We start from the raw sequence: 11,007 nt of genomic DNA, 5'->3' as shown, positions 1-11,007 counted from the left end.
ACCCTGTCCGTGAAACGAATCATCAGTGTCGGCGCGACCCTGCTCATCCTCGCCCTGGCGGTGCTGTTGGTGCAGCGCCTGTGGCAGCACTACATGGACTCGCCCTGGACCCGCGACGGCCGGGTACGGGCCGACGTGATCAACATCGCCCCCGACGTGGCCGGGCTGGTGGTGGAGATCCCGGTGCGCGACAACCAGCGGGTCAAGGCCGGCGACGTGCTGGTGCGCATCGACCGTGCCCACTACGAGCTGGCCGTGCGTGACGCCGAAGCCGAGGTGGCCGCGCGCAAGGCCGACCTGGAGATGCGCCGGCTGAACGCCCGCCGGCGAGCCGACATGGACGACCTGGTGGTCTCGCGGGAGAACCGCGAGGACGCCGGCCACCTGGCCGACGGCGCCATGGCCCGCTACCGCCAGGCGCTGTCCCGGCTCGACGCCGCACGGCTGGACCTGGAACGCACCGAAGTCCGCGCCCCGGTGGACGGCTACGTGACCAACCTCAACCTCTACCGGGGCGACTACGTGCACGCCGGGCAAGCCGGCATGGCGCTGGTGGATGCGCACTCCTTCTACGTCAACGGCTACTTCGAGGAGACCCGCCTGCCGCGCATCCGCCAGGGCGCGAAGGTGGAGATGCGCCTGATGAGCGGCGAGCGCCTGCTCGGCCACGTGGACAGCGTGGCGCGCGGCATCTACGACCGCGACAACCCGGAAAGCCGCGAGCTGGTGGCCGACGTGAACCCCACCTTCAACTGGGTGCGCCTGGCCCAGCGGGTGCCGGTGCGCATCCACCTGGACGAGGTGCCCGAGGGGCTGGAGCTGTCCGCCGGGATGACCTGCACGGTGGTGGTGGACGAGTCACGCCAGGGCCTGCCCGGCGCCTGAGGGATTGTTGACCAGCACGTCACAGTCCTTGTGCTGGATCGCCCTGTAAGCCCCGTGGGGCGGGCATTAGAATGGATTCCGCCTCCCACGACAGAGGCACATGCTTGATCCACTTCACCGTTCGTGTGCGGTGTCGCGCAATACCTTCGGCCCGCTCGTGGAGGGCGGGCCGAAGCCCTTCTCAAGGCAATCGAGTACTAGAACCCATGAAAGCTTTCCTGTTGCTGGCGCTTGCCGGCCTGTCTCCGCTCGTCTTCGCTGCCTCGCCTGACCAGACCGTTCCCGCCGAGGTCGAGCACTACCAGTACGGCATGGATCTGGACATCGCCCGCGTGATTTCCCGCAGCGAGGTCCCCGATGTATGCGGCGTGGTGCCGGCCTACCTGACCTACGAGGACCACCAGGGCAAGGTGCACCGCCTGGAGTACATGGTGTTCGGCAACGGCTGCTCCAACGGCTGACCGCCCGCTCCCTGACAAATGCCCGGCCCGATGAGCCGGGCATTGTCGTTTCAGGGGCCCGCGTTTTGTAGGACGTGCCTGCCGTGTGGGGGCGGGCGTACAGCCTGTAGGACATCCAGGCTGCCGATAGCGTGGATTCGCCGCCTGCCACCCGGCCGGCGACCACCCTCCAGACCTACGGGGACTGCCCATGAAAGTACTGACCGCCCTGGCCCTGGCGCTTCTCTCGCCCCTGGCCCTCGCGACCACACCCGCCATGGACGACGGCATCCAGACCAAGACCTACCACTACGGCATGAAGCTCGACGTGGCCAAGGTCATCTCCCACAGCCGCATCCCGGACGTCTGCGAGGTCGTCCCCGCCCACATGGTCTACGAAGACCGCCAGGGCGAAATCCACCGCGTGGAGTACCGCGTATTCGGCAACGGTTGCTCCAACTGAGCCGTCCCCCTGATCCACCCAAAAAAGCCCGGCCACGTGCCGGGCTTTTTGCATGCCGCAATCCGGCCTCAAGCACCCCGTAGGATGGCGCTGAGCGCAGCGAAGCCCATCAAACAGGAGTCCCCGGCAGTACCGTGCAACGACCTGATGCGGTTCGCCGAGCTCACCGCATCCTACGGAGCGCGGCGCGTAGCCCGGACTCAGACACGTAGCCCGGGCTTCAGCCCGGGAATGGTGCTTGCCGCCCCGGACTGAAGTCCGGGCTACCGCATACGTGGCGCGATCCACGTCCACCACCGGCATCACGGGCGACGTCGATGGTGGGCTGAAGCGGAACGCCGCCCGGCCCACCCTGCGCAAGGCGGCTCGGGTTGCCGCGGTAGTGGGAACGAGCACTGCTCGCGAACGCTCGACGTAAAGTTTCCCTTCGTTCGGCCGCCGTGTCGGTCTTTTCCCTGGATGGGAGTAGGCCGGGCGGTGGTGGCCGCCTCGGCCGTTTTCCACGTGCGGGTGCCTGTCAGTCAGCCAATTCCGCGCGGTCGCGGAACTGGTCCAGTGCGGCGGGGTTGGCCAGGGCGTCGGTGTTCTTCACCGGACGACCGTGGACCACGTTGCGCACCGCCAGCTCGACGATCTTGCCGCTGATGGTGCGGGGGATGTCGCTGACCGCCACGATCTTCGCCGGCACATGGCGCGGCGTGGTGTTGTCGCGGATCACCCGGCGGATGCGCGCCTGCAAGGCCTCGTCCAGCGCCACGCCCTCGCGCAGGCGCACGAACAACACCACGCGTACGTCGCCCTGCCAGTCCTGGCCGATGGCGATGGATTCCAGCACCTCCTCGATCTTCTCCACCTGGCGGTAGATCTCGGCGGTGCCGATGCGCACGCCGCCGGGGTTGAGCACCGCATCCGAGCGGCCGTGGATCACCAAGCCGCCATGGGCGGTTTCCTCGGCGTAGTCGCCGTGGGCCCAGACGCCGGGGAAGGTTTCGAAATAGGCCGCGTGGAATTTCTCCCCGTGCGGGTCGTTCCAGAACCCCACCGGCATCGACGGGAAGTGCCGGGCGCAGACCAGCTCGCCTTTCTCGCCCACCAGGCGCTGACCCTGTTCGTCCCACACCTGCACATCCATGCCCAGGCCCTTGCATTGCAGCTCGCCACGCCACACCGGCAGCACCGGGTTGCCCAGGGCGAAGCAGGAGACGATGTCGGTGCCGCCGGAGATGGACGACACGCAGAGGTCCGCCTTGAAGTGGCGGTAGAGGTAGTCGAAGCCTTCGTGGGCCAGGGGCGAGCCGGTGGAAAGCACCGTCTTCAGGCGTTCCAGCCGGTGGCTGCGGCAGGGTTCCACGCCGGCCTTCTCCAGGGCGGCGATGTACTTGGCGCTGGTGCCGAAGAGGCTGATGCCTTCGGCGTCGATCAGGTCGATCAGGCGTTCCGGGGTGGGGTGGAAAGGCGAGCCGTCGTAGAGCACCAGGGTGGCGCCCAGGGCGAGGCCGGAGACCAGCCAGTTCCACATCATCCAGCCGCAGGTGGTGTAGTAGAACAGCGTGTCCTCGGCCTTCAGGTCGCAGTGCAGGCCGTGCTCCTTCAGGTGTTGCAGCAGGGCGCCGCCGACGCCGTGGACGATGCACTTGGGCACGCCGGTGGTGCCGCTGGAGTAGAGGATGTAGAGCGGCTGGTCGAAGGGTACGGGAACGAACACGGGCTCGCCGCCGGGCTGGTAGAAGTCGCCCCACAGCGCCACCCGCGCCGGGGTCTGGAAGTCTTCCGCCCGGGCGTCCGGGCGTGCATGGGGCACCACCAGCAACTGCTCCAGGCTGGGCAGGCGGGCTAGGATCTCGTTGAGCTTGGGCGTGAGGTCGAGGGTCTTGCCCGCGTAGTGGTAGCCGGCAGCGGCGATCAGCACCTTGGGCTCGATCTGCCCGAAGCGGTCGATCACCCCCTGGGTGCCGAAGTCCGGCGAGCAGGACGACCAGGTAGCCCCCAGGCAGGCGCTGGCGAGCATGCCCACCACCGTCTGCCAGGTGTTGGGCATGAAGGCCGCCACCCGATCTCCCACCCCGACGCCCAGCGCCCGCAGGCTGCGCTGCAACCCGGCGACCTGGGCGGCCAGCTCGGCATGGGAGAGCTGCACCCGGCTACCGTCCTCGTCCACCGCCACCAGCGCCGGTGCGTCATCGCGGCGCCGCAGCAGGTGCTCGGCGAAGTTCAGCGTCGCACCGGGAAACCAGCGCGCATCCGGCATGGCCGGGCCTTCTTCCAGTACCGCGCGGGGCGGCTGGTGGAAACGCACCTCGAACCACTCCGCCAGGGTCGACCAGAACGCCGGCCGGTCCGCCACGCTCCAGGCGTGCAGCGCGGCGTAGTCGGGCACGGCCACGCCATGGCGTTCGGCAACATGGCGGCGGAAGGCTTCCATCCGGGTGGCGGCGATTCGCTCGGGGCTCGGGCTCCAGAGGGGTTGGCTCATGGGGACATCCTCGTGCACGGGAATGCCCGAATAATGGGCCCTCCAGGCGCTGGGGGAAAGCCGGGTGCGTTCCAGGCGCGGGAGCGTAGAGATAAGGACAGGGGAGGTGAGCGGTGCCCCATAAACGCCGAAGGCGCCGGTCAGGGCGCCTTCAAGCGTGGGATGTTTCAGGCATCGATCTGGCCTCGCGACAGCATTGACTCAGGCGGGATGCGCTCCGGTCCGTGTGGCCTCAGGCGACACGGAAACCGGGGGTGCGATCGGAGCCGTCTTCGGCCACGCGGATGCCGGGAGTGCGGTCGGAGCCATCTTCAGCGACACGGATGCCTGGGGTGCGGTCGGAGCCGTCTTCGGCGACGCGGATGCCAGGGGTGCGGTCGGAACCGTCTTCGGCGACGCGGATGCCGGGAGTGCGGTCGGAGCCGTCTTCGGCGACGCGGATGCCGGGAGTGCGGTCGGAGCCGTCTTCAGCGACGCGGATGCCAGGGGTGCGGTCGGAACCGTCTTCAGCGACGCGGATGCCAGGGGTGCGGTCGGAGCCGTCTTCGGCTACGCGGAAGCCCGGGGTGCGATCAGAGCCGTTCTCGGCGACCGGCGGGTTCACGGCGCGTTCGGCGCCAGCGGTCAGGAGCGAGTCCTGCTGGGTTTGTTGGGGCAGGGCGAAGGCACTGGCGGTAGCGGTCAGGCTGACGGCGAACAGGCTGGCAAGGATGCGCATTTTCATGATGGGTTCCTCGTGGAAGTGGGGTTGAAAGTGAACACGAGGGCAATGTTAGAGAAATAAAATCGATAAAAAAGTGGAGATGGTCAATGGTGACCATCGATTTCATTGATAGTGCTTAATTTATTCAATAAAAACAGATAGTTATGTTTAATTTTTGGCTCTTGAAGAGCACCTGAAACCTTATGCAAAACACTCTTGCGCGAAATCATAACAATCGAATAATTCGATTTAATGGCCGGAAATATCCTGAAACACGCCATCGATAGCAGGCTCATGTTCGGATCATTGAACGTCTGGCGCCGCCCGCAAACATGCGGCATCCAGCGGGTGGTGACGGGGAGGCTGGCCGGACCGGGCCAGAGCGCTGCGCGCATGCAGGCAGCCGCCGGGCGTCCTGCTAGGCTATGGGCCTTTTCCTACCAATGGATGGCCCCATGTCCAGCGAGATCGAAACGCCCTTCACCCATGAGCCCCTGAGCGCCGTCGAGGTCCGCCTGCTCGGCAGCCTGATCGAGAAGCAGGCCACCACCCCCGAGTCCTACCCGCTGACCCTCAACGCCCTGGTGCTGGCCAGCAACCAGAAGACCAGCCGCGAACCGGTGATGAACCTCACCGCCGGCCAGGTGGGGCAGGGCATGCGCACCCTCGAAGGGCGTGGCCTGGCCCGCCTGGTGATGGGCAGCCGCGCCGACCGCTGGGAGCAGCGCGCCGACAAGACCCTGGAGCTGGTCCAGCCGCAGCTCATCCTGCTCGGCCTGTTGCTGCTGCGCGGCCCGCAGACCCTCGGCGAACTGCTCACCCGCAGCGGCCGCATGCACGAATTCGACGACCTGGACCAGGTCCGCCACCACCTCGACCGCCTCGCCGCCCGTGGCCTGGCCACCGTACTGCCGCGCCAGAGCGGCCAGCGTGAAGAGCGCTTCATGCACCTGCTGGGCGAAGCGGCCGACCTCGAAGCGCTGCTCGCCACCCGGCAGGACGCCCCCGAGCGCAGCGAATCCCGCGCCGGCCTGGAGAGCCGCGTGGAGCAGCTGGAAGCCCGCATCGCCGAACTGGAAGAGCGCCTCGCACGGCTCGAAGGCCACTGATCCGTCCCCATCACGCAAGCCTTTGTCGCCTGGTGCATATGCCCGCACCGGGCGACCTGCCATTCTTGCGCGCACCCCTGACACAGCCCGAGGTAGCCATGAAGATCAGCGCCGATTTCGACAGCGGCAACATCGAAGTCAAGGACGCCAGCAACCCCCGCCACGTCCTTCTCGCCATGCGCCCCGACCTGCGCAGCCACCATTTCCAGTGGTTCCACTTCAAGGTCGACGGCATGACCCCCGGCAGCCGCCACGACTTCAGCCTGGTCAACGCCGGCCAGTCCGCCTACGCCCACGCCTGGACCGGCTACAACGCCGCCGCCTCCTATGACCAGGTCAACTGGTTCCGCGTGCCCAGCCGCTTCGACGAGAACGGCCTGCACTTCGGCCTGGAGCCCACCCAGTCGCACATCTGGTTCGCTTATTTCGAGCCCTACAGCCGCGCGCGCCACGACGCCCTCATCCGCCAGGCCGTCGAAGCGGCCGGCGCCGAGATCGTCGCCACCGGCAAGAGCCTCGAAGGGCGCGACATCCCCCTGCTCAAGGTCAGCCGCAATCCCCAGGCCCAGCGCCGCGTCTGGATCATCGCCCAGCAGCACCCCGGCGAGCACATGGCCGAATGGTTCATGGAAGGCATCATCGAGCGCCTCAAGCAGCGCCAGGACCCGGAGCTGGAGCGCCTGCTCGACGCCGCCGACCTCTACCTCGTCCCCAACATGAACCCCGACGGCGCCTACCGAGGCCACCTGCGCACCAACGCCGCCGGCAAGGACCTCAACCGCGCCTGGCAATCGGCCAGCGAAGCGGAGACCCCCGAAGTCCACTTCGTCCAGCAGCAGATGCGCCGCATCGGTGTCGACCTGTTCCTCGACATCCATGGCGACGAGGAAATCCCCCACGTGTTCACCGCCGGCTGCGAAGGCAACCCCGGCTACACCCCGCGCCTCGCCGCCCTGGAAGAAGAGTTCCGCCGCCGCCTCGTCGACATGGGCGCCGAGTTCCAGACCCGCTACGGCTACCCCCGCGACGAGCCCGGCCAGGCCAACATCACCCTGGCCTGCAACGCCGTCGGTCTGGAGTTCGACTGCCTGTCCTTCACCATCGAAATGCCCTTCAAGGACCACGACGACAACCCCGCCCCGGAAACCGGCTGGAACGGCAAGCGTTCCATGAAGCTCGGCCAGGACGTGCTCAGCGTCGCCGCCGCCATGGTCCACGGCCTGCGCTGACCCCAAGGCCCTCCCCGGCAACCGGGGAGGGCGTACCAGGCGGAGCCCCGCCGCGTTCAGCCCCGCGCTAGTTCATCTGCACTATTTCGCCCCGCCCCCGGTCGACGGAATATGCCCGGTCCGCCCCCATCAAGGAACGATGCATGAGACTGCCTCGCCTGCTCTCCGCCCTGCCGGCCGCCGTGCTGCTCGCCCTGTCCCTTTCCGGCTGCGTGCCCGAGCCCTACGTCGGCAGCCCCGGCACCATGGACGACCCGCGCTACGCGCAACTGCTGGACGAGATCGACGCCGCCCTCAAGGCCAACAAGGCCGTGGTGCTGGTGGCCGACGTGAACCCCCACAAGACCCTGAACGACGGGTTGGACATGACCCAGTGGACGCCCACGGTGATCTGGCAGAACGAGCAGGACCCGACGATCACCTTCGGCCGCAGGTTCCAGACCAACGAACTGCAGCGGGATCGCAACGCCACCTACCTGTTCAAGGCCTTCGAAGTGCACATCCTGCCGCCCGGCAAGTACCTGCTCACCGGCGGCGACGACTACCAGATCCGTGGCGTGCTCGACGAAGTCGGCGCCCGCAGCGGCCCACCCGGCTCCGGCAGCGGCCCCAACGGCACCGCGTACCTGTCCACCGAGCTGTACCGCGAGTACTACCGCGAAGACGTATGGAAGGACGCCACCTACGGCACCGAAACCAGGAGCCAGGCCGTCTGCACCGCCGTGCACATGGCCTCGGGCGCCTGTGTCGCCTGGGGCGAACAGCAATACAGCGAGACCACCCAGCGCTCGGGGGCCGGCTACTACCAGCAGACCGACTCCCGCGACGTCCCCTCCATCAAGGTCCAGTCGCGCCTGCCGGCCGACAAGGCCCTCGCCAGCTTCACCGTCCAGGGCGGTCAACTGCTGCTGGCCCCACGCATGCACCTGCGCACCCCGGGCTACCGATACCAGGCGTCCAAATGCCGGGCCATCGCCCCGGAAAAGGTCGAATGCCCGCTGGAGAACCTCACCGTCTACACCTGGCCCGCGCCCATGGACTTCACCACCTCCCTCATCGCCCAGCGCATCCTCAGTGACAGGCACCAGGCGCTGCTGTCGCGGATCCAGCCCCTGCAGATCACCCCGCTGCGCCAGCAGGGCAAGCAGGACCCGATCTGGGGTGTACCGCTGTCGCTGACCCCGTAGGTCCGACGCGGTCGCTCGTCTCACGCGGAATGGCGCGCCAGGACGGGCTGGTCTTCAATCAGGCTCCTGATCGCCATGCATGCCAGGAGCCGCCGCGATGGACCAGGACAGCAACACCCATGGGAGCGCCATCGACGCGCCCCGTCTGATCGACGCCCGCATCGCCGAGCTGGGTGACTGGCGGGGCGAAACCCTCGCGCGGGTGCGCGCCGCCATTCACGCCGCCGACCCGGAGGTGGTCGAAGAGTGGAAGTGGCGGGGCGTACCGGTGTGGTCCCACGCCGGCATCGTCTGCACCGGCGAGACCTACAAGAGCGCCGTGAAGCTCACCTTCGCCAAGGGGGCCGCACTGGACGACCCGGCCGGGCTGTTCAGCGCCAGCCTGGAGGGCAGCACCCGCCGCGCCATCGACATCCATCAGGGGGACCGCCTTGACGAAGCCGCCCTGCAGGCCCTGTTCAAGGCTGCCGTAGCGCTCAACACCGCACGTCCCGGCAAACCCCGACAGCGCAGCGGGTGACCGGCCCCCTGCGACAAACCGCAGGATCGTACAAGCGCATCGCAGCGGCTCTCGCTACCCTCGCAGCTCACCCATCAGCCAGGAGCCGCGTCGTGCGCCAGCCGACCCACCCGAGCATCAACCTGCAGCACAAGCTCTCCCTGTTCAGCGAACAGTGGACCCCGAAAGTCATCGCCGAAATGAACGACTACCAGTTCAAGGTCGTACGCAACGAAGGCGACTTCATCTGGCATTCCCACGCCGACACCGACGAAGCCTTCCTGGTGATCGAAGGCCAGTTGCGCATCGACCTCCGCGACGGCGCCGTCCTGCTCGGCCCCGGCGAGCTGTACGTCGTGCCCAAGGGCGTCGAACACAAGCCCTATGCCGAACGCGAAGTGAAGATGCTGCTCATCGAACCCCGTGGCGTGCTCAACACCGGCGAAGAAGGCGGCGAACGCACCGCGCAGAACGACGTCTGGATCTGACCGCCTGCCAGCCCGTCCCGGGCTGAAGCCCGGGCTACCCCTACCAGCCAACGCCCGCAAACGCCCCAATACCGGCCGAGGAGGGGCCTTACCGAAGCGAAGCGGCACGCCTACACTCCAAGCCCAATTCCACACGGCAAGGAGGCCCGGCATGGGCGACCTCACCTTCACCGGCGGCTGCCTCTGCGGTGCCATCCGTTTCAGCGCGCGCCTTCCCGAGCACGACGTCAGCGTGCACACCTGCTCCTGCCTCACCTGCCAGCGTCATTCCGGCAGCCTCACCCTGTGCTGGATGGAACTGCCCAAGGCCGCCATCACCTGGACCGGCCCCGACGGCGAGCCCGCCCGCTACCGCTCCTCTGCCCAGTCTTCCCGCGCGTTCTGCCGGCACTGCGGCAGCACCCTCGGCGCCCTGGACGACGGCGACACCCTCGGCCTGCTGCTCGGCAGCCTCGACGACAACCACCACCCCGCGCTTGCACCGACCGCTCACGCCTTCGTCGACCGCCGGCCAGCCTGGTGGCACCTCTCGGCCAACGACGCCTGAGGCCCCAGGACAAGGCTCACCCCACCCACACACTGCGAAGGATTTCCACTCCATGCAGAGATATAACAAGGAATTTCGGGATGACGTGCTCGGCTTCCTGCTGCGCTACCCCCTGCAGATCGGTACCAAGGGTGAGTGGGGTACGGACATGTTTCTGTTGCGGCTTGATGAACACAAGGTGGCCGAATTTGATATCCGCGCTGGCAGTTCAGGTGTCGAACTGGTGCGTCATCTAAAGCAAGGCACTGAGCCCCAGTCGGGGGCTGAAGCACCTTTGAGGGGGTATTGGGTGGACTACGCCCCTGGTGCTGTTGCGGTCACCAGCATCGCTGAGCGAAGGGCCGACTTCGTCTTCACTTCGATGCTCACAGGGTGCTACATCGCGGTTGGCGCACAACAGGTCGCTCATGTCGCAGCTGATCTGAAGAATGGCAACGGCCTATTCGCAAAGCGCGCTGCATCGGTCGTCAAACTGGACAGTTCCATCGAGGTGGGTTTCGACTCCAGGCTGTCGCTGGATTGGGATGCGGAGAACAACCAATACAAGCAGGATTACCTCGAATACACCTTCGTGGGTGCATTCATGGGGGGTGTCTGGAGGTGGTACGTCCAGTGCCATACGCGCTTCGGATTCGGAAATGTGAAGCTCTGCAATATCCACTCCGACAGGCCTGCTCCGGCCATGCAACTGGTCGACATGCACTTCGGCTGAAACACCTCGCTTACCTAGTGGCAGCGAACCCATTCGCGATGCGCTCGTAGCCCGGGTTTCAGCCCGGGAGCGGACCTGCACGCACCAACGCCCCACAACCCCCACCACACGGCATGGCACCCGTAGGATGCGGTGAGCTCAGCGAACCGCATCAACCCCAAGCCGCGCCGACCGTCCCACCGCCATGCCCAGCTCACACCAAACGGTGGACCGATAAAGCGCGGTCCACCCTACGCCCGCCCACCCGCGTCACCCCGCAAAACCGCCCGCAC

At 67.0% G+C, this 11,007-nt stretch carries 13 protein-coding genes; 10 read left to right on the top strand and 3 right to left on the bottom strand.

Annotated features, from left to right (window positions below; genetic code table 11):
* The first annotated feature begins 3 nt into the window (after positions 1–3).
* From SZ55_RS07590 to SZ55_RS07580, 3 genes are all read left to right on the top strand, one after another.
* Positions 4–885, top strand: a complete 882-nt coding sequence (locus tag SZ55_RS07590) for an efflux RND transporter periplasmic adaptor subunit (RefSeq protein WP_044403685.1) — start codon at positions 4–6, stop codon at positions 883–885.
* Between the two features lie 206 nt (positions 886–1,091).
* Positions 1,092–1,346 carry a DUF2790 domain-containing protein gene (locus tag SZ55_RS07585; protein ID WP_044403683.1) on the top strand — a complete coding sequence of 85 codons (255 nt, stop codon included), beginning with the start codon at positions 1,092–1,094 and terminating at the stop codon, positions 1,344–1,346.
* Positions 1,347–1,536: 190 nt separating this feature from the next.
* Positions 1,537–1,788: a DUF2790 domain-containing protein gene (locus SZ55_RS07580; protein ID WP_044403681.1), complete on the top strand. Its 252-nt coding sequence runs from the start codon at positions 1,537–1,539 to the stop codon at positions 1,786–1,788.
* Between the two features lie 517 nt (positions 1,789–2,305).
* On the opposite strand, the gene SZ55_RS07575 is transcribed toward SZ55_RS07580, so the two are convergent.
* The 3 genes from SZ55_RS07575 to SZ55_RS27935 form a co-directional block, all read right to left on the bottom strand.
* Positions 2,306–4,261: an acetoacetate--CoA ligase gene (locus tag SZ55_RS07575; protein ID WP_044403679.1), complete on the bottom strand. Its 1,956-nt coding sequence runs from the start codon at positions 4,259–4,261 to the stop codon at positions 2,306–2,308.
* A gap of 232 nt (positions 4,262–4,493) precedes the next feature.
* Entirely contained in the window at positions 4,494–4,985 is a 492-nt protein-coding gene (locus tag SZ55_RS07570; protein ID WP_044403676.1) for a hypothetical protein, read from the bottom strand.
* Between the two features lie 83 nt (positions 4,986–5,068).
* On the bottom strand, positions 5,069–5,359 hold the full coding sequence (locus tag SZ55_RS27935; protein WP_152644452.1) for a hypothetical protein: 291 nt from the start codon (positions 5,357–5,359) through the stop codon (positions 5,069–5,071).
* A 60-nt stretch (positions 5,360–5,419) separates the two neighbouring features.
* Here SZ55_RS27935 and SZ55_RS07565 point away from each other — a divergent pair, with 60 nt between their 5' ends.
* The 7 genes from SZ55_RS07565 to SZ55_RS27925 all read left to right on the top strand — a co-directional run bounded on the left by SZ55_RS07565 (position 5,420) and on the right by SZ55_RS27925 (position 10,735).
* A complete protein-coding gene (locus SZ55_RS07565; RefSeq protein WP_044403674.1) occupies positions 5,420–6,073 on the top strand; it encodes a YceH family protein in 654 nt (217 codons plus the stop codon).
* Between the two features lie 98 nt (positions 6,074–6,171).
* A complete protein-coding gene (locus SZ55_RS07560; protein ID WP_044403672.1) occupies positions 6,172–7,302 on the top strand; it encodes a M14 family metallopeptidase in 1,131 nt (376 codons plus the stop codon).
* Positions 7,303–7,445: 143 nt separating this feature from the next.
* A complete protein-coding gene (locus SZ55_RS07555) occupies positions 7,446–8,489 on the top strand; it encodes a hypothetical protein (RefSeq protein ID WP_044403670.1) in 1,044 nt (347 codons plus the stop codon).
* A 97-nt stretch (positions 8,490–8,586) separates the two neighbouring features.
* Complete coding sequence (locus SZ55_RS07550) at positions 8,587–9,009, top strand: DUF1801 domain-containing protein (protein ID WP_044403668.1); 423 nt, start codon at positions 8,587–8,589, stop codon at positions 9,007–9,009.
* A 92-nt stretch (positions 9,010–9,101) separates the two neighbouring features.
* A complete protein-coding gene (locus tag SZ55_RS07545) occupies positions 9,102–9,476 on the top strand; it encodes a cupin domain-containing protein (protein ID WP_044403666.1) in 375 nt (124 codons plus the stop codon).
* Between the two features lie 151 nt (positions 9,477–9,627).
* Positions 9,628–10,023, top strand: a complete 396-nt coding sequence (locus SZ55_RS27930; RefSeq protein WP_152644451.1) for a GFA family protein — start codon at positions 9,628–9,630, stop codon at positions 10,021–10,023.
* A gap of 52 nt (positions 10,024–10,075) precedes the next feature.
* Positions 10,076–10,735 (top strand): hypothetical protein, encoded by a 660-nt coding sequence (locus SZ55_RS27925; protein WP_152644450.1) that lies wholly within the window; start codon positions 10,076–10,078, stop codon positions 10,733–10,735.
* Positions 10,736–11,007 lie beyond the last annotated feature (272 nt).

Source organism: Pseudomonas sp. FeS53a (genome assembly GCF_000931385.1).
GTDB classification, from domain to species: domain Bacteria; phylum Pseudomonadota; class Gammaproteobacteria; order Pseudomonadales; family Pseudomonadaceae; genus Metapseudomonas; species Metapseudomonas otitidis.
This window is presented reverse-complemented; position numbering and strand designations above follow the sequence as displayed.

Excerpts from the sequence above, each read along its gene's own strand:
- SZ55_RS07575 (WP_044403679.1), bottom strand. The coding sequence starts at position 4,261 with ATGAGCCAACCCCTCTGGAGCCCGAGCCCCGAGCGAATCGCCGCCACC.
- SZ55_RS27935 (WP_152644452.1), bottom strand. The coding sequence starts at position 5,359 with ATGCGCGCAGCGCTCTGGCCCGGTCCGGCCAGCCTCCCCGTCACCACC.
- SZ55_RS07550 (WP_044403668.1), top strand. The coding sequence starts at position 8,587 with ATGGACCAGGACAGCAACACCCATGGGAGCGCCATCGACGCGCCCCGT.
- SZ55_RS07560 (WP_044403672.1), top strand. The coding sequence starts at position 6,172 with ATGAAGATCAGCGCCGATTTCGACAGCGGCAACATCGAAGTCAAGGAC.
- SZ55_RS07565 (WP_044403674.1), top strand. The coding sequence starts at position 5,420 with ATGTCCAGCGAGATCGAAACGCCCTTCACCCATGAGCCCCTGAGCGCC.
- SZ55_RS27925 (WP_152644450.1), top strand. The coding sequence starts at position 10,076 with ATGCAGAGATATAACAAGGAATTTCGGGATGACGTGCTCGGCTTCCTG.
- SZ55_RS07555 (WP_044403670.1), top strand. The coding sequence starts at position 7,446 with ATGAGACTGCCTCGCCTGCTCTCCGCCCTGCCGGCCGCCGTGCTGCTC.
- SZ55_RS07580 (WP_044403681.1), top strand. The coding sequence starts at position 1,537 with ATGAAAGTACTGACCGCCCTGGCCCTGGCGCTTCTCTCGCCCCTGGCC.
- SZ55_RS27930 (WP_152644451.1), top strand. The coding sequence starts at position 9,628 with ATGGGCGACCTCACCTTCACCGGCGGCTGCCTCTGCGGTGCCATCCGT.
- SZ55_RS07570 (WP_044403676.1), bottom strand. The coding sequence starts at position 4,985 with ATGAAAATGCGCATCCTTGCCAGCCTGTTCGCCGTCAGCCTGACCGCT.
- SZ55_RS07585 (WP_044403683.1), top strand. The coding sequence starts at position 1,092 with ATGAAAGCTTTCCTGTTGCTGGCGCTTGCCGGCCTGTCTCCGCTCGTC.